Source organism: Streptomyces sp. CG 926, from assembly GCF_003148825.1.
In the GTDB taxonomy this organism is placed as follows: domain Bacteria; phylum Actinomycetota; class Actinomycetes; order Streptomycetales; family Streptomycetaceae; genus Streptomyces.
In genome coordinates, this window is the sequence record NZ_QGGZ01000010.1 from 154,514 (window position 1) to 170,075 (window position 15,562).

Annotated in this window: 19 protein-coding genes; 5 read left to right on the forward strand and 14 right to left on the reverse strand. The window is 71.0% G+C overall.

Annotated features, from left to right (window positions below; translation table 11 throughout):
- Positions 1-74: 74 nt before the first annotated feature.
- Entirely contained in the window at positions 75-440 is a 366-nt protein-coding gene (locus BCL76_RS25890) for an ArsR/SmtB family transcription factor (RefSeq protein ID WP_030758679.1), read from the reverse strand.
- Between the two features lie 181 nt (positions 441-621).
- Positions 622-996, reverse strand: a complete 375-nt coding sequence (locus BCL76_RS25895) for a hypothetical protein (protein WP_030725676.1) — start codon at positions 994-996, stop codon at positions 622-624.
- A gap of 331 nt (positions 997-1,327) precedes the next feature.
- Between BCL76_RS25895 and BCL76_RS25900 the strand changes: the two genes are divergently transcribed.
- Positions 1,328-1,606 (forward strand): SHOCT domain-containing protein, encoded by a 279-nt coding sequence (locus BCL76_RS25900; RefSeq protein WP_109781796.1) that lies wholly within the window; start codon positions 1,328-1,330, stop codon positions 1,604-1,606.
- Here the strand turns inward: BCL76_RS25900 and BCL76_RS25905 are convergent.
- Positions 1,587-2,573, reverse strand: coding sequence for an ArsR/SmtB family transcription factor (locus BCL76_RS25905; protein WP_181382748.1), 987 nt, complete (start codon positions 2,571-2,573; stop codon positions 1,587-1,589). The two genes, BCL76_RS25900 and BCL76_RS25905, sit on opposite strands and share 20 nt — an antisense overlap.
- Before the next feature lie 112 nt (positions 2,574-2,685).
- On the opposite strand from BCL76_RS25905, the gene BCL76_RS25910 reads away from it, so the two are divergent.
- The gene (locus tag BCL76_RS25910) at positions 2,686-3,588 is read left to right on the forward strand and encodes an aldo/keto reductase (RefSeq protein ID WP_109781797.1); all 903 of its coding nucleotides are present in this window, start codon (positions 2,686-2,688) and stop codon (positions 3,586-3,588) included.
- 27 nt (positions 3,589-3,615) lie between these two features.
- On the opposite strand, the gene BCL76_RS25915 is transcribed toward BCL76_RS25910, so the two are convergent.
- Positions 3,616-3,864 (reverse strand): hypothetical protein, encoded by a 249-nt coding sequence (locus BCL76_RS25915; RefSeq protein WP_109781798.1) that lies wholly within the window; start codon positions 3,862-3,864, stop codon positions 3,616-3,618.
- 45 nt (positions 3,865-3,909) lie between these two features.
- Positions 3,910-4,416: a hypothetical protein gene (locus BCL76_RS25920; RefSeq protein WP_109781799.1), complete on the reverse strand. Its 507-nt coding sequence runs from the start codon at positions 4,414-4,416 to the stop codon at positions 3,910-3,912.
- A gap of 229 nt (positions 4,417-4,645) precedes the next feature.
- Between BCL76_RS25920 and BCL76_RS25925 the strand changes: the two genes are divergently transcribed.
- The gene (locus BCL76_RS25925; RefSeq protein ID WP_109781800.1) at positions 4,646-5,500 is read left to right on the forward strand and encodes a S1 family peptidase; all 855 of its coding nucleotides are present in this window, start codon (positions 4,646-4,648) and stop codon (positions 5,498-5,500) included.
- 68 nt (positions 5,501-5,568) lie between these two features.
- The gene (locus BCL76_RS25930) at positions 5,569-5,952 is read left to right on the forward strand and encodes a toxin Doc (protein ID WP_109781801.1); all 384 of its coding nucleotides are present in this window, start codon (positions 5,569-5,571) and stop codon (positions 5,950-5,952) included.
- Positions 5,953-5,958: 6 nt separating this feature from the next.
- On the opposite strand, the gene BCL76_RS25935 is transcribed toward BCL76_RS25930, so the two are convergent.
- The 9 genes from BCL76_RS25935 to BCL76_RS25975 form a co-directional block, all read right to left on the reverse strand.
- Entirely contained in the window at positions 5,959-6,345 is a 387-nt protein-coding gene (locus tag BCL76_RS25935; protein WP_030725700.1) for a hypothetical protein, read from the reverse strand.
- 311 nt (positions 6,346-6,656) lie between these two features.
- Complete coding sequence (locus BCL76_RS25940) at positions 6,657-7,574, reverse strand: MurR/RpiR family transcriptional regulator (protein WP_030758662.1); 918 nt, start codon at positions 7,572-7,574, stop codon at positions 6,657-6,659.
- Positions 7,575-7,640: 66 nt separating this feature from the next.
- Positions 7,641-8,273 (reverse strand): NADPH-dependent FMN reductase, encoded by a 633-nt coding sequence (locus BCL76_RS25945; RefSeq protein WP_109781996.1) that lies wholly within the window; start codon positions 8,271-8,273, stop codon positions 7,641-7,643.
- Positions 8,274-8,460: 187 nt separating this feature from the next.
- Positions 8,461-8,802, reverse strand: a complete 342-nt coding sequence (locus BCL76_RS25950) for a TcmI family type II polyketide cyclase (RefSeq protein ID WP_109781802.1) — start codon at positions 8,800-8,802, stop codon at positions 8,461-8,463.
- Positions 8,803-8,820: 18 nt separating this feature from the next.
- A complete protein-coding gene (locus BCL76_RS25955) occupies positions 8,821-9,300 on the reverse strand; it encodes an SRPBCC family protein (RefSeq protein ID WP_030758659.1) in 480 nt (159 codons plus the stop codon).
- 119 nt (positions 9,301-9,419) lie between these two features.
- Complete coding sequence (locus BCL76_RS25960) at positions 9,420-10,646, reverse strand: beta-ketoacyl synthase N-terminal-like domain-containing protein (protein WP_109781803.1); 1,227 nt, start codon at positions 10,644-10,646, stop codon at positions 9,420-9,422.
- Positions 10,643-11,914, reverse strand: coding sequence for a beta-ketoacyl-[acyl-carrier-protein] synthase family protein (locus BCL76_RS25965; protein WP_109781804.1), 1,272 nt, complete (start codon positions 11,912-11,914; stop codon positions 10,643-10,645). Before BCL76_RS25965 ends, BCL76_RS25960 begins: the two co-directional genes overlap by 4 nt.
- Positions 11,911-12,354 carry a cupin domain-containing protein gene (locus BCL76_RS25970; protein WP_030758653.1) on the reverse strand — a complete coding sequence of 148 codons (444 nt, stop codon included), beginning with the start codon at positions 12,352-12,354 and terminating at the stop codon, positions 11,911-11,913. Before BCL76_RS25970 ends, BCL76_RS25965 begins: the two co-directional genes overlap by 4 nt.
- A 180-nt stretch (positions 12,355-12,534) precedes the next feature.
- On the reverse strand, positions 12,535-13,632 hold the full coding sequence (locus BCL76_RS25975; protein ID WP_109781805.1) for a SchA/CurD-like domain-containing protein: 1,098 nt from the start codon (positions 13,630-13,632) through the stop codon (positions 12,535-12,537).
- Between the two features lie 275 nt (positions 13,633-13,907).
- Between BCL76_RS25975 and BCL76_RS25980 the strand changes: the two genes are divergently transcribed.
- Entirely contained in the window at positions 13,908-15,539 is a 1,632-nt protein-coding gene (locus BCL76_RS25980) for an FAD-dependent oxidoreductase (RefSeq protein ID WP_109781806.1), read from the forward strand.
- Positions 15,540-15,562: the final 23 nt, after the last annotated feature.

Consider the following 15,562-nt stretch of genomic DNA (forward strand, 5'->3'; position numbering starts at 1 on the left):
ATCGACAACCTCCGCCGGGCCGTACGGGCGGGGCGTCATCACGCCGCCCGGGTGACCGTCGCCCGGCGGGGCTGTCAGCGGCCGGCGACCTTGTCCGTGCGGTCGGTCTGGGGTCCCAGTTGCTGGAGTTCGGCCAGGAGTTCGCTCTGGCCTGTCAGCAGTTCGGTCAGGATGCGGCGCGCCGCGCGCAGGAGGTCGGCCACGTCACCTCCGGCGAGGGCGTAGCTGACGGTCGCTCCGTCCCGGATGGACACGACGATGCCGGACCGGCGCAGGACCGCCAACTGCTGGGAGAGGTTCGACGCCTCGACATCGATCGCGGCGAGGAGATCGCGTACGGGTACGGGGCCGTTCTGCAGGAGTTCCAACACGCGGATGCGGACGGGGTGTCCGAGCATGCGGAAGAACTCGGCTTTCGCCTGGTAGAGGGGTACCTGCATGCCCATGAGTGCTCCTGCTGTTGCTTCAAACCTTGCCTGGGGGCGCGGGTCTTCCGGTCGGCCGACCACCCATACATTCATACGGCCGAGCCCACGCACGCCCGGCGATTACCTGTTTCAGATGTGCCGGATTGAAGAATTCTTCAACTCATGGGCATGCGTGGGCGCGGAAATATCGCCGTCAGAGCTCCAGAGCGGCCTCGATGCGCTTGAGCTGGTGGCGGGCCATGGCCAGGTTGGACTGTCCCTTGTCCAGTACGAGGTAGAGGAAGAGGCCGCCGTGCCCCCGGCCCTTGAGGAGCCGGATGAGGTGGTACTGGCCGCCGAGGGTGATCAGGACGTCCTCGATCTCGTCCTTCAGACCCAGCATCTCCATCGTGCGGACCTTCGCCCGGATCACATCCGTGTTGCCCGCGGCGGCGACCGTCAGGTCGAGCTCCTTGCCGCCGCCGAGGGTCCCCAGCGCCATACCGCTGGTGTAGTCCACCAGCGCGGCTCCCATCGCACCCTCGATCGAGGTCATCGTCTCCTTCAAGGAGACCTCAACGTTCGCCATCGGTATTCGCTCCCTTGCCTGCTACGGACTCCGTCCGATGATCGGTTCCTGGTGACACCGGACGGCTTGTGATCTCGAAGCTACCGAGCGTGCGTGGCGGCGTACGGGGAACGGGGGATTGCGTGGAATGTGCGCATCGCACCCTCTTACCCCACGCGCCCTATCGGTCCCACCTGTCCCACGCGTCCCGGCTCGCGCCCTCGGGACCTTCGGCCCGGGTACTCCCGTGGAAGTACCCGGGGTGCAGCCGGCCGTACGACGACCGGCGGAGCCTTTCGGAGGAGTCTCGGGGTGAGACGAAACGTCCACGCTTCCAAGGAGATGAACCGCGATGGATACCTTCACCACCCTCGCCTACGACGGTCCCGGTCCGTGGATCCTGTTCGTTCCGCTGATCTGGGCGGCCGTCGTCGTGGGTGTCGTCACCGTGCTGCGTCGCACCGGCCGGTGGGGGCGCCGCGGGACGACGGCCGCCTACGGGGAGCGGTCGCCGATCGCGATCCTGGGCCGGCGGTTCGCCGCCGGGGAGATCGACGAGGACGAGTACTGGCGGCGGCTGTCCGTACTGGACGAGCAGTTCGGCCGTTCCCTCAAGGACGGGGCGGCGTGACCCCACCGAAGCCCGCCGCCTTACCGGCCGTGGCGACCAGCAGGGACTCCGCGACGGAGGTGCGGGCGTAGAGCACGCAGCGGCCGGCCCGGTGGGCACTGACCAGGCCGGCCGCGCGCAGCGCGGTGAGGTACTGGGACACTCCGGCGGCCGAGAGCCCGGTACGGCGGGCCAGTTCGGTGGTGGAGGCAGGGCTTTCCAGTTCGGTCAGGAGCCGGGTCCGGGAGCGGCCGAGTACGGCGGCCAGGGCCTCGGCCCGGCCGGCGGGCCGAGGTTCCCACAGGGCGCCGGTTCCGCGCGCCGGATAGGCGAGTTGGGGCGGTTCCGGGGGCGTCACGCGGGTGAAGGGCACCGGCCCGGTGAAGACCGAGGGGATCAGCAACAGCCCCGCGCCGGCCGTCCCGCGGGACAGGGGTCGGTGTCGGCGGGACAGCCGGAGCGCGTCGTCGCCCCAGCTCACCGAGGGGTGCAGGTCGTTGAAGAGGCGGCCGGCGCCGTGCTCGGCGGCCTGTCGGGCCCGGTGGAAGACATCGGCGTCGAGCACCGCGCGGATCCGCGCCCAGTACGGCGCCAAGGCCAGCTCCCAGTAGGTCTCTATCTCCTCGGCGACCCGGACCAGGCGGGCCGACGGGTCGGTGTAGAGGGTCCGGGTGCGCGGGCCCAGGCGTCCCTGTTCCTGGCGCAGGCGGTCGAGGTCCTGGCGGACCCGGGCGGTGGGGGTGGCCCGGACCGTGGCCAGTTCCTCCGCCAGGGAGGGCGCCGGTCCGGCGGGCGCCGGGTTGAGGAAGTCCGGTACGTACCCCGAGGGCGGGATCAGTTCGGCCAGCCAGCCCCGATCGAGGCCGGCGGCCGCCAGCCGCGGCCTCACCTGGTCGATCCAGGGCCGGTGCACGTGGGGCGTGGCCCCGGAGGCCAGCAGCCGGTAGCTGGGTCCGACCTCCCACATCGGCGAGACGGCGAACCGCATCTGCGCGAGATCGCTCACGGAGAAAGCCAGTTCCGCCCGCACGTCCACCCCGAGGATTCAGTCATGCCCTAATCAATGGCCTGGCAGCCTACCCGGTGAGGATCATCCGGGCATGACCTCACAGACGATGACCGCGGACGCGGCCGGCACCTGGAACCTCGGTGACCTGAAGATCAACCGGATCGGCTTCGGCGCGATGCGCCTGCCACAGACGGGCGAGGCGTTCGCGGAGGACGCCGTGCCCAGGGACCGCGGCCAGGCGATCGGCGTACTGCGTCGGGCGGTCGAGCTCGGCGTGAACCACATCGACACCGCCGCGTTCTACTTCTCGCCGCTGCGCTCCGCCAACGAGCTGATCAACGCGGCACTGGCCCCCTACCCGGAGGACCTGGTGATCACCACCAAGGTCGGGCCGGGCCGGGGTCCCTCCGGGGACTGGCTCGAACACGCCACCCCGGAGCTGCTGCGCGGCCAGGTCGAGGAGAACCTGCGCCAGCTCGGCCGCGACCACCTCGACGTGGTGAACCTACGGATCGTCGGGACCGACTCCATCGCCGAGCGCTTCGGCGCGCTGGCCGAGCTCCGCGACGCGGGCCTCATCCGCCATCTCGGCATCTCCAACGTCACCCCCGAGCACCTCGCCGAGGCCCGGGCCATCGCGCCCGTGGTCTGTGTGCAGAACATGTACGGGATCGGGGTGCGGCCCGAGCACGACGGGTTCGTGCGCGCCTGCGGTGAACTGGGCATCGCCTTCGTCCCCTTCTACTCCATCGCCGGCACCGGACGGCAGGCGGGCGCGAGCGGCGCCGAGCACGAAGGGGTGCGTTCCGTCGCCCGGGCGCACGGGGCGAGCCCGGCTCAGGTACGGCTGGCGTGGACGCTCGGGCGGGGACCGCACGTTCTGGCCATTCCCGGCACGGGCGACCCGGACCACCTGGACGCGAACGTGGCCGCCGGGGCGCTACGGCTGTCGGAGGCGGATCTGGCCGACCTGGAGGCCGTGCACCACGGCTGACCGGACCAGGAGGACACCCCCCACGTACTAAGGGAGGTCGTCGGTGGGCGGGTCGGCCTCGTACACGTGGGGGGTGTCCCCCTGCCAGTCCAGCAGCTCGGCGGCGCCGAGGACCACGTCGTCGGGGTCCGGCATGCCGGCGCGGCGCAAGAATTCGATGACGTCCGCGTCCGAGCGGGCCAGGCCCAGGGACTCCTCTCCGTTCGAGGTTCGCAGGGTCACCTGGCGGCCCCCCGACGGGTGGATCCGGTGGACGACGACGGGTGCGTGATGCATGTCTCCAGCCTCGCCCCGTCGGCCCGGCCCGGCACCCCGAGGGTGTCAGGGGGTACGGCCGACCGTGGCGGCGCGGTCGGCGCGCTTGGGGATGCGGAGCGTGGAGGGGTCGGGGTAGGTGGCCTTCTCGGCCTGCAGGACCTCCTCGATCCCGGCCTTGAAGTCGGGCTCGAAGAAGTCGACGGCCAGCAGCAGTCGCAGTCCCTCCAGGGTCGGGTCGAGCAGCGGGCGACCCATGCGGGCGCCGCCGCCGCGCAGGCCCGGGAAGCCGGCGCGGGCCGCCTCCGGTCTCTCTCCCGCGCGCTCCTGGAGGCCGGCCGCGGCGTAGCCGGCGATCAGCGCGAGTTCGGCGAGGTACTTGCGGGCTCCGAGGGCCATCTCCTCGGCGCCCTGCAGGGTCTGGACCGAGCCGCCCGCCACTTTGAAGTCGTCGCTGATCCTCTTGAGGCCGCGCGCCTCGTACACGGCGCGGGCCTCCTCGAAGAGCCGCCCCGCCTCGTCGACCGCCTTCATCGCCGCCACCAGCTGGTCGATGTCGATCTCGCGCTTCACGTTGCCTCCTGATCCGGAACTGTGCTGCCCCGACCGTAGGAGGCGGAGCCACCGGTGCGGAACACCTGTGCACGGTCCGTTATCGACGCCTTCGGTCCGGTCCGGGGCCCCTCTTGCGCAACCGTCGTCAACTGGCGATGCGGTCTTGCGAGTTGAGGACGGTGTCTCAACAATGCACATGACAACCGGAGGATCTTCGGTCGCATTGTCCTCAGAGGGGAACCCCCACATGAACAAGCCTCTCACCGGCGCCTTACTCTCCCTGCTCCTGCTGGGAGCGGCGGTCCCCCCCGCCGTGGCCGCGCCCACCACGTCCACGACCACACCCACCGCCCCCGAAGCCACCGCCGTGGCGGTCAACTTCGCCGGCACCGTGGCGCTCAGCAACTGTTCCGGATCCGTCGTCCGCGCACCCGGCTCGCAGCCGAACGACCTCGCACTGGTCCTGTCGAACGGGCACTGCCTGGAGTCGGGCTTCCCGGCGGCCGGCGAGGTCGTCAAGGACCGTCCGTCCAGCCGCTCGTTCTCGCTGCTCAACTCGGCCGGGTCGAAGGTCGGTACGCTCCGCGCGAGCAAGGTCGCGTACGCGACGATGACCGACACCGACATCTCGATCTACCAGCTGACCCGGACCTACGCCCAGATCCAGAGCCAGTACGGCATCACCGCGCTGACCCTCGACGCCGCCCGCCCGGCCCAGGGCTCGGCCATCAAGGTGGTCTCCGGCTACTGGAAGCGGATCTACAGCTGCAACGTGGACGGCTTCGCCTACCGCCTCAAGGAGGGTGACTGGACCTGGAAGGACTCGGTCCGCTACACCTCCGCCTGCAACACGATCGGTGGCACCTCCGGGTCACCGGTGGTCGACACGGCGACCGGCAAGGTCGTCGCCGTCAACAACACGGGCAACGAGGACGGCGCCCGCTGCACGGTGAACAACCCGTGCGAGGTCGATCAGAACGGCAACGTGACGGTCCGCCAGGGCATCAACTACGCGCAGCAGACGTACATCGTCGTCCCCTGCATAGCCCCCGGCAACAAGATCGACCTGAGCCGCCCGGGTTGCACGCTGCCCAAGCCGTAGTCCCGCGCGCGTCCCCGCCCGACCGGAAAAGCCCCACGGCCGGGCCCCGGGCGGGGATACTCGGGAGCGTGGAACTGCACATCGATCACCGCTGGCTGCTGGAGCGGCAGGAGGCGCTGTTCAAGGACGTGGCGGTGGCCGACCACTCCGCGCTGGTCGCCGCCGTGGCCCGGCACCGGGTGAACACGCCGAGCCTGGAAGTGGACGACCCCGACGCCTACTGGCGTGCCGCCGCCCTGCTCGACGCGATCGTGCTGCTCCGACCGCTCCCCGACTCCAACGAGTACTTCGCCTACGGGGTCGCGGTCGCGTACATCGAGGCCTCCGGTGAGGCGGTGGACGCCAGCTACGAGCAGTGGCGCGACCTCATCACCGACATCCGCATGCTGCGCGCCACCGTCTTCGACGTGGCCGCCCGGCTCCGCTCCTGGCAGCCGACGCAGAGGCCGTGAGCAGGGTCAGCGCCGGCGCTGGGCGGGGGTGCCGACGAGGAGCGCGTCGGACACCAGGCGTGCGCCGCGGGCGAGCCGGCCGAGCTGCTCCAGCTCGACGGCGTACATCCTGATCGAGTTCTCGATGACCGACTCGGCGATGCCCATGGTCGGCAGCTCGGCGCGGCTGGTCTGCAGGGCCGCCCGCACCGCGCGCATCTCGTGCTGCAACTGGAGCTGGACGTGCCGCGCCAGGAGCGCGTGGTGGCGGGTGAGGGTCAGGTAGCCGCCGTAGCGGGCCGGGAGCAGATCCCGCAGCCAACGAGTGGCCGTGCGCTCCCAGTCGTGCGTCCCGGGTGCCTTGACCTGCATGGGCCAGTCAGGGCTGAGGGTAAACGTGGCCGTCTGAGGCATTCTCGTCACTTCCGAGTGGTGTCGAACTCTGATCGAGACGTTCTTGGGGGCGGCCTCGGCCCAGGGGTTGACCGAGGCCGCCATGGGCGCTCTGCGGGGATCCGAAAGCCTGGACCCGACACGCGGTCGCGACCTGAGGAGGTTCGTCGTACCGCGAGTACGTTCGGGAGGACATGGGGGTCCTCCTTGGCATCTGGTGGATCCGGAGCGCCGTCGTCAGTAAACATATATACCGTCGAGTAAGCAAGAGTATGAAAAATTTCATGCACTTCGAGGGCTGAATATCGCCTGGTGAACCAGGCCAGGAGGGGCTAGAGGAAGAAGCCGTGCTGGTCGGCCACGTGCTCGTAGCTCTCCAGTCTCGCCTGGGTCCGCTCCGGATCCGCGTCGGCCATCGCCTGCAACAGAGCCGCGGACAGCATGCCGGGCGCCGCGTACGAGTCGAAAACCAGCCTCGATCCGGTCCCCGCGGTCAGGGCCACGTCCGCCTCGTCCACCAGTGGCCCCAGGGTGGGGTCCGTGATCAGGACCACACGGAGCCCCGTACTGCGGGCGGCGCGGATGGCGGCCAGGGTCTCCTTGGCGTGCCGGGGCATGGCGAAGGCCAGCACCCAGGTCCCGCCGGCCGCCCTGGACTGCAGCAACGCGTCGAAAGCGACGCTGCCGCCCCGGGTCACCAGGCGTACGTCGGGGTGGATGCGCCGGGCCGCGTACGCGAAGTACTCCGCGAGCGAGACCGAGATGCGCAGGCCCAGGACGGTCAGCGGCACCGAGGCGGCCAGCTCACGGCCGATGTCCAGCACCTGGTCGGTGTCGGCGAGCAGTCGGCGCACGTTCTCCAGGTTCTCGATCTCGGCGTCGACGGCTTCCTGCAGCTCGTTGCGGCGGATCTGCGCGCGGGTGTCCGGGGCGCCGGCGATGGCGCTGAGCGCGATCGGCTGCAGCACGTCGCGCAGGGCGGGATAGCCGCTGAAGCCGAGGGAGGCGGCGAAGCGGGTCACCGACGGCTGGCTCACGCCCACCCGCTCGGCCAGCTCGGTGATCGAGAGGAACGCCGCCTCGGTGAGGTGGTCGATCAGGTACTGGGCGATGCGGCGCTGGCCCGGTGACAGGCGGCGTCCGTCGAAGAGCGCGAGGAGCCGGTCGGCCGGAGGACGGACCTCGCCGGACGACTGCCCCCCTGGTGTGATCGCAGCCGCTTGTGCGCGTGCCTGCTGCCCCGATGACACTCGAGGGCCTCCCTAACTCATGTCACTCGCGCTCCAACATAGCTCACCCCCCGTGGCCGATGATGATCAGTCCTGGGCGCGTGAGGTCACGGGAGCGTCGGTGCGGTCGCCCAGGAACTCGTACCAGCGGCGCTGCAGGCACAGGTAACGGGTGTCGGCCTCGACGAGGTCGAGGAAGGAGCCGATCGTAGCGGTGAGCCGCTCGGCGAGGCCGGGGTCGGTGAGGGCTCCGTCCTCGGTGAACGCGTGGTGCGCGCCGGCCAGGCTGAACATGTCCGGGTAGACGCGCGCGCCGAGGTGTTCCAGCGGTACCCGCAGGGCCCAGAGCCCACGGTTGCCGCCGACCATCGAGGGCGAGGCCGACACCAGCAGGGTCTGCTTGTCCTTGAAGGGCTGCGGACGGTAGCGCGAGACCCAGTCGATGGCGTTCTTCAGGACACCCGGCACCGAGGCGTTGTACTCGGGCGAGGCGATGATCAGCGCCTGCGCGGCCCCGATGCGCTCACGCAGGGCGAGGGCGCCTTCGGGCAGCCCCTCGTCGGCCTCCGCGTCGCCGTCGTACGGGGGCATCGGGAAGTCGCCGAGGGTGACGGCCTCCGCGGTGGCGCCGGCCCGGGTCACCAGCCCCGCGACCAGCGAGCCGAGTCGGACGTTGACCGACCCGCTCCGGGAGGACCCGGACAGGACGAGCACGTGCAGGGATCCGCGGGCCGCGGCGCCGTCGTGCGGACGCGCCGGATCGGTCGGGAAGTGGTCGCTGTCGGTCGCCTTCATGCCGCTCCTCCTGCTCTTTGCTCCGTACGGGAACGCGTGGCCCGGCCGGTCCTCGGGCGAAGCGCGGCGGGACCCGCACACCTCGGTGTGCGGGTCCCGTCCGGGCCGCGGGTCACTTCGCGCCGGGGTGCTCCCAGCGGTAGAACTCGTGGGCCATGGCGTCCTTCGGACTGCGCCAGGTGTCCGGGTTGTGCGGGCTGATGTAGGCGGTCAGCCGGTCGCTGAGGTCCCGGAACTCCGGGTGTTCGGTGACCTTCGCGATGGCCGGGCCGGGCGGCCGGTCCGACTCGATCAGGTGCAGGTAGACGTCGCCGAACTGGAACAGGCTGCGGCGCGTGACCCCTACCAGGTGCGGGAGTTCACCCGCGTCCGAGCCCGCGAAGAGCTCGGCGATGTCCGGCGCCGATCCCGGCGCCATCCGGGCGACGATGAGAGCGCGGTGCGGCTGGTTCATCCGTGCGTGCCTTTCGTCTCAGACTCGGCTGACGGCGGGGGCGTGGCCCTCACGCTGACGCTTCTCGATCTTGTCCCGGATGAGCGCCATCTGGATCGGGGAGTTGCGGTTGATGTTGTCCGTCATCCACGCGTCGTCGACGGGGGCGTCCGGCTTCATCGCGAAGTCCTGCGTCCACTTCATCCGGGTGCCGCCGGGCACCTTGAAGTACTGCCAGTGGATGTCCATGTGCGCGAACGGGCCGGTCTCCACCCGCCGGGCGCGGACGGTGAGGCCCTTGCGGTCGACGGTCCGCTCCGAGACCCAGCTCCACACCTTGCCGTTCTCGTCGGGGTGCATGGTCAGGCGGAAGCGGGTGGTGTCGCCCTGCTCCTCGAGGATCTCGAGGGAGGCGTACTCGCTGAACAGGTGCGGCCAGCTGGGGAGATCGTTGGTCATCTCCCATACGACGTCCACCGGCGCGTTGACGGTGATCTCGTTCTCGGTGTGTCCAGGCATATCGGGCTCCGGTCATCAGACTGTGGTTGACGAGGTCGAGGAATTCCAGAATTCCCCGGGGGTCTTGCAGCGGTCGGCGTGGGTGGGCAGGGCCCGCCCGCGCCGGTTCTCCCTTCTTCCTACGAGCCCTTGCGGACGACGAGCGCGGAGTTCGACCCCATCCGGCCGCGACTGAGCACCAGCGCGGTGCGCAGCTCCGCGGTGCGGGCGCTGCCCGTCACCACGTCGAGGTCGTGGCACACGTCGAAGACGTTCGGGGTCGGCGGGACGATGCCATGCTCCAGGGACAGCACCGCGGCCGCGGTGTCGAGGGCGGGAGCGGCGCAGTACGCCCTGCCGGTACCGGACTTGGGCGCCGTGACCGGCACCTTCCGCCCGTACGCGCCGAGGGCGTCGGCGAGGGCGGCCGCCTCGGCCGCGTCGGCCTCCGGGGTCCCGACGGCGTCGGCGAAGACCACGTCGATCTCTTCGGGCGCGCAGCCGGCTTCCCGCAGGGCGCCGCGGATGGCGTGGGCCAGCCCCTCGCCGGCCGGGTCCCGTCGCCGGGTGCCGGTGAAGGTCGCGCCGTGGCCGGCGACGACGGCCCGTACGGTGGCGCCGCGGCGCCGGGCCTCGGCCTCGTCCTCGACGACGAACATCGCGCCGCCCTCGGCGGGGACGAACCCGCAGGCCTTGTCGGTGAACGGCCGGTAGGCGCGCTCGGGATCGTCCTGGGTGCTGAGCCCCTCGTACTCCAGCTGGCAGACGATGGAGTACGGCGCCAGCGGCGCTTCCGTGGCCCCGACCAGCATGGCCCGGCTGCCCTGGCGGATCCCGCGGACGGCGTGCGCGAAGGCGTCCAGTCCGCCCGCCTCGTCGCTGCACACGACCCCGCAAGGGCCCTTCAGCCCGCGCCGGATGGAGATCTGGCCGGTGCTCGCCGCGTAGAACCAGGCGATCGACTGGTACGGACCCACGAAGCGCGGCCCCTGTTCCCACAGGTGCTGCAGTTCGCGCTGGCCGAACTCGCCGCCGCCGGATCCGGCGGCGGTGACGACGCCCACGGAGAAGGGGTCGCCCTCGTAGTCGGCCCGGCCGAGCCGGGCGTCCTCCAGGGCGAGGTCCGCCGCGGCGAGCGCGTGGTGGGTGAAGCGGTCGGTCTGGACGAGGAAGCGGTCCTCGACCATCGCGCCGGGGTCGAAGCCCCGGACCTCGCCCGCCACCCGCAGCGGCAGGTGCTCGCAGCCGGCCCGGGTGACCCGGTCCAGCACGCTCGCACCGGACTGGGTCGCCTTCCAGAAGGCGTCGGCGCCGACGCCGTTGGGCGCGACGACTCCGATGCCCGTGATGACCGTACGGCTGGTCACGAGACCACCTCCTTCGGCCGGGTCATGACCACGGCGGACTGGAATCCGCCGAAGCCGCTGCCCACCGAGAGCACGCTGCGCAGCTTGCGACCGCGGGCGACTCGGGGGACGTAGTCCAGGTCGCACTCGGGGTCGGGCGTCTCGTAGTTCGCGGTCGGCGGTACCACCTGGTGGGTCATGGCGAGGACGCAGGCCGCGAGTTCGATGGCGCCGATCGCGCCGAGGGAGTGCCCCACCATGGATTTGATGGAGGTCATCGGCGTCTTGTAGGCGTGGTCGCCCAGGACCCGCTTGACCGCCGCGGTTTCGTGGCGGTCGTTCTGCTTGGTGCCGGAGCCGTGGGCGTTGACGTAGTCGATCTCGTCGGCGGCGACGCCGGCCTCGGCGAGGGCGGTTTCGATGGCCCGGGCCATCTCCAGGCCCTCGGCGGTCAGCCCGGTCATGTGGTGGGCGTTGCCGAAGGTGGCGTAGCCGCCGATCTCGCAGTAGACGGTCGCACCGCGGGCGCGGGCGTGTTCCAGCTCTTCGAGTACGAGGACGGCACCGCCCTCGCCGAGGACGAACCCGTCCCGGTCGGCGTCGAACGGCCGGGAGGCGTGGGCCGGGTCGTCGTTGTTCGGCGAGGTCGCCTTGATGGCGTCGAAACAGGCCACCGTGATGGGCGATATGGGTGAGTCGGAGGCGCCCGCGATGCAGACGTCCATGCGGCCCTCCGCGATGGAGTGGACGGCGTACCCGATGGCGTCGAGCCCGGAGGTGCAGCCGGTGGAGACCGTCTGGACCGGGCCCCGCGCACCCGTCTGCTCCGCGACGGCGGAGGCGAGGGTGGCGGGGGTGAACGCCCGGTGCAGGAACGGGCCGGCCCGCTTGTGGTCCACGTCCCACCAGGAGCCGGACTGGCTGACGGCCACGTAGTCGTGCTCCAGTCGGGTGGTGCCGCCGACGGCCGTGCCGAGGGAGACCCCGGTCCGCCAGGCCTCGTCCGTGGTGAGGTCGAGTCCCGCGTCCTTCACCGCCTCGCGGGCGGCGACCAGGGCGAACTGGATGTAGCGGTCGGCCTGCTCCGCCTCGCCCGGTTCGAGGCCGTGCGCGGCGGGGTCGAAGTCGACCTCGGCGGCTATCCGGGAGCGGAACCCGGCCGGGTCGAAGAGGCTGATCCCGCGGGTCGCCGTACGGCCGTTGGAGAGCAGGTCCCAGAAGTCGCGGACGCCGATCCCACCGGGCGCGACGACACCGACACCGGTGACGGCCACCCGTCGGCGGGTCACGAGACCACTCCCGAACGGTCCGGGGGCTGCTCCCACGCGGTGCCCTCCGGGTGCGGGGCCTGCTCGGTGTCCACGTGGCCGAGTTCGGGGCGCGGGGCCAGCGGGCCGAGGTGGAAGACCATGCGGGCCTCGGTGTCCCCGACGTTGCGGAAGCGGTGGCGCACGTTCAGCGGAACCAGGAGTCCCTGGTCGGTGCGCAGCGGGTGGGCCTCGCCGTCGAGGTCGACCTCCAGGCGGCCGCTGACCACGTACACGAACTCCTCGGAGTACGGGTGGTAGTGCTCGGCGATCGACTCACCGGGGGCCATGATCGCCAGGCCCATGAAGCCGCTCGTGGAACCCACGGAGGTCGGGGTGAGCACCGCCCTCAGGTCTCCGCCGCGCCGGCGGTTGGGGGGCGTCTCGCTGAGGTCCACGATGCGTGGGCGCTGTTGGGTCATGGCGGGTTCCTCCTGCGTGTGGGGAGAGCCTGGGTGCGGATGGCTGGGGATCGGGGATGGGGCGAGTGGGTGGAACGGGCCCGGGTGGGCCGGCCGGGCCGGACGGACCGGACCGACCGGACCGACCGGATGCGCCGGGAAGGCCTGTTGCGCCGGTCGGACCGGCCGGGCCGGGGAGGATCAGGAGTCGGCGGGTGCCCGGCGGTCCGTGATCAGGTCCATGGTGTGGCCGGTGGCTCGGACCCGCCTGCCGGCCCGGGCCGTCAGCCGGTCGAGCACCGCCGCCTTGCGCGGTCCCGATACGCCGAAGGTGGTGTCGGGCTCGGCGTCGAACGGGCCGCGGACGTCGATGAGCCGGACGACGATGTCGTCACGCTGGAAGATGCTGCTGCTCCGAACGGGGCTGCCCGGGTTCCGTGCGGCCTCCTCGTCCTGTCGGGCGAGGAACTTGGCGAGCGCGGCCCCGCAGCCGGGCTTGGCCGGGTAGAAGAGCGCGTGCCGCTGCACCTCGGGGGACTCGGGCTCGGGTGCGGCGATGTGGTGGACCGCCGGGAGCGCGGCACGCATGAAGAACATGCGGGCGGACTCCGGGTCGTTCAGGTTCCGGTCCTTCTCCAGGTGCGGGTTGAGTGCCTCCTCCGCCGCCCGGACCCCGGGCTGCTCGGAGACGTGGCGCAGGGCCGCCATCAGGTCGCCCTGGACCTCCACCGTGCGCACGACGCGGTTGCCGTACATGAACAGCGAGGTCCGGCAGAGCCGGGTGTGGTCGTCGACCCGGGCTTGTGGCGAGGTGTAGCTGGAGAGGATGGAGGCGACCTCCTTCTCGCTGCCCGGCTTGACGGTGAACGTGAGGGCGTGGCGCACGATGCCCGCGCCCAGCCGGGGGGTCTTCTGCAGGCGCACGGCGGCGGGGCGGTCCGCCTTGCCGTAGCCGCGGCCGGTCTCGCGCAGGACGGTGAACTTGAGCGGGCGCATCGCGCGGGCGCACGCGCCGAGCGGCTTCACCTGTTCGGCGTGATGTTCGCTGTTGACCCATGCGAGGTACTGCGGGGCACTCTCCCACTCGCTGGTGATGAGCCATTGGGAGGGATTCTCGAAGGACTGGCACAGCTGGTCGCTGATGTGGCCCGGAACCGACGCGATGTCGTGGCGGAGCTGTTCGTACGCCTCGAAGAACTGCTGCTGGGTCCCCTCGTGGAGATCCATCAGCAGGACGACCCGGAGCATGGAGCCGTCGAAGGCTGACTGCGACACCCGTTCGGACAGGGTGGTTGTCATCTACTCACTCCTTCATGAGGGGGTGGAGATCCATCGCGTACGGACCCCTCGTCCGTCACCGGTGGCGTCCGCCCGGGCCGGCGGCCGCCTCGGTGGGGAACGGCAGGCCGGCGCGTCTCAGGGGGAGCCGCTGTCGCTCATCGTCATCCGGGTGGGGACGTACCGCTACATGTCCGGATCAAGCGGGTGACAACCGGCGAATCAACTGGGCCTCATCCAGGATCGGGGGCATAAAGACTCCACTCCCCCACACAGAAAACAGGAGCCCGCAGCTGATGGAAGACAACGCCGATGTTCGCGTACCGGTTCTCGTCGTGGGCGGCTCCCTCGTGGGCCTGTCCACCTCGCTTTTCCTGAGCCGCCACGGAGTGAGGCACCTGCTGGTCGAGAAGCACTCCGGCACCTCCGCACACCCGCGGGGCCGTGGCATCAACGCCCGGACGATGGAGCTGTTCCGCACGGCAGGGGCGGAGCGCGCGATCCGCCGGGCGGCGTCCGTACTGGAGGGAAATCAGGGCATTCTGCAGGCCCGGTCACTGACCGACGGCGACCACAACTGGCTGGTCAAGTCGATCGACCCGGCCGGGGCACTGGCCCGCTTCAGCCCGACGGGCTGGTGCCTGTGCAGCCAGAACAACATCGAGCCCGTGCTGGCCGAACAGAGCCGTGACCTGGGCGCCGACGTCCGGTTCGCCACCGAGCTGATGAGCTTCGACCAGGACGCCACCGGGGTGAACGCCGTGGTGAAGGACCGGGAGACGGGCGAGCACATCACGGTGCGCGCCGACTTCCTGATCGCCGCGGACGGGCCGCGCAGTCCCGTCAGGGAACAGCTGCGGATCCCCCAGACGGGTAACGGCGAGCTGTTCCACAACGTGAGCGTCACCTTCCGCTCGGAGAAGCTCGTCGAGGTGCTGGGCGACCTGCGCTTCATCGTCTGCTACCTGGTGCGCCCGGGAGCGGACGGGGCACTGCTGCCCGTGGACAACAAGACCCAGTGGGTCTTCCACGCCCCGTGGCACCCGGAGCAGGGCGAGACCCTGGAGGACTTCACCGACGAGCGGTGCGTGGATCAGATCCGCGACGCGATCGGCGTACCCGACCTGGACGTGCAGATCGGCGGAAAGGCGCCGTGGCACGCGGCCGAACGGGTGGCACAGCGGTATTCGTCCGGTCGGGTGTTCCTGGCCGGGGACGCGGCCCACGAGATGTCCCCCACCGGGGCGTTCGGCTCGAACACGGGCATCCAGGACGCGCACAACCTGGCGTGGAAGATCGCCGCGGTACTGGACGGCTCGGCCGGCATCGAGCTGCTCGACAGCTACGAGGCCGAGCGGCTGCCCGTGGCCAGGGCCACCAGTGAGCGGGCGTCGGCCCGTTCGGCCGAACACAGCCACCCGGGGTACGCGCCGCCGCCCACCATGGGCGGCGGGCCGGGCAGCGGGGTCCTGACCACCGCCATGGGCTACTGCTACCCGGCGGGCGCGCTCATCGGCGGCGAGCCCGGACGGCCCGTCATCCCGGAGAACCTGCGCCTGGTCGGCGAGACCGGGACCCGGGCCCCGCACATGTGGGTGACCCGGGCGGGTGAGCGGATCTCAACCCTGGACCTCTACGAGCGCTCGTTCGTGCTGCTGAGCGGTGCGGGGACGCCGTGGCAGGCGGCCGCGAAGCGGGTGGCCGAGCAACTGCCGCTGCGGATGGACGCCTACACCATCGGCTCCGGGTCGGACGTGGACCTGGTCCAGGAGGGCCGCTCCGACTGGACCGAGGTCCACGCGATGAGCCCCGAAGGCGCCGTGCTCGTACGGCCGGACGGATTCGTGGCCTGGCGCTCGGAGGGAGCCGTGGCCGATGCCGCGGCGACGCTGCGCGAGGTCCTCTCGACGGTGTTGCGCCGGGCGTGAGAACCTCGCCCCCGCTTCCGCCG

Coding starts and splice junctions, on each gene's coding strand:
- BCL76_RS25895 (WP_030725676.1), bottom strand. CDS start 996: ATGGCGAACGTTGAGGTCTCCTTGAAGGAGACGATGACCTCGATCGAG.
- BCL76_RS25890 (WP_030758679.1), bottom strand. CDS start 440: ATGCAGGTACCCCTCTACCAGGCGAAAGCCGAGTTCTTCCGCATGCTC.
- BCL76_RS25900 (WP_109781796.1), top strand. CDS start 1,328: ATGGATACCTTCACCACCCTCGCCTACGACGGTCCCGGTCCGTGGATC.
- BCL76_RS25980 (WP_109781806.1), top strand. CDS start 13,908: ATGGAAGACAACGCCGATGTTCGCGTACCGGTTCTCGTCGTGGGCGGC.
- BCL76_RS25970 (WP_030758653.1), bottom strand. CDS start 12,354: ATGACCCAACAGCGCCCACGCATCGTGGACCTCAGCGAGACGCCCCCC.
- BCL76_RS25915 (WP_109781798.1), bottom strand. CDS start 3,864: ATGCATCACGCACCCGTCGTCGTCCACCGGATCCACCCGTCGGGGGGC.
- BCL76_RS25935 (WP_030725700.1), bottom strand. CDS start 6,345: ATGCCTCAGACGGCCACGTTTACCCTCAGCCCTGACTGGCCCATGCAG.
- BCL76_RS25925 (WP_109781800.1), top strand. CDS start 4,646: ATGAACAAGCCTCTCACCGGCGCCTTACTCTCCCTGCTCCTGCTGGGA.
- BCL76_RS25905 (WP_181382748.1), bottom strand. CDS start 2,573: ATGCGGTTCGCCGTCTCGCCGATGTGGGAGGTCGGACCCAGCTACCGG.
- BCL76_RS25975 (WP_109781805.1), bottom strand. CDS start 13,632: ATGACAACCACCCTGTCCGAACGGGTGTCGCAGTCAGCCTTCGACGGC.
- BCL76_RS25910 (WP_109781797.1), top strand. CDS start 2,686: ATGACCTCACAGACGATGACCGCGGACGCGGCCGGCACCTGGAACCTC.
- BCL76_RS25950 (WP_109781802.1), bottom strand. CDS start 8,802: ATGAACCAGCCGCACCGCGCTCTCATCGTCGCCCGGATGGCGCCGGGA.
- BCL76_RS25955 (WP_030758659.1), bottom strand. CDS start 9,300: ATGCCTGGACACACCGAGAACGAGATCACCGTCAACGCGCCGGTGGAC.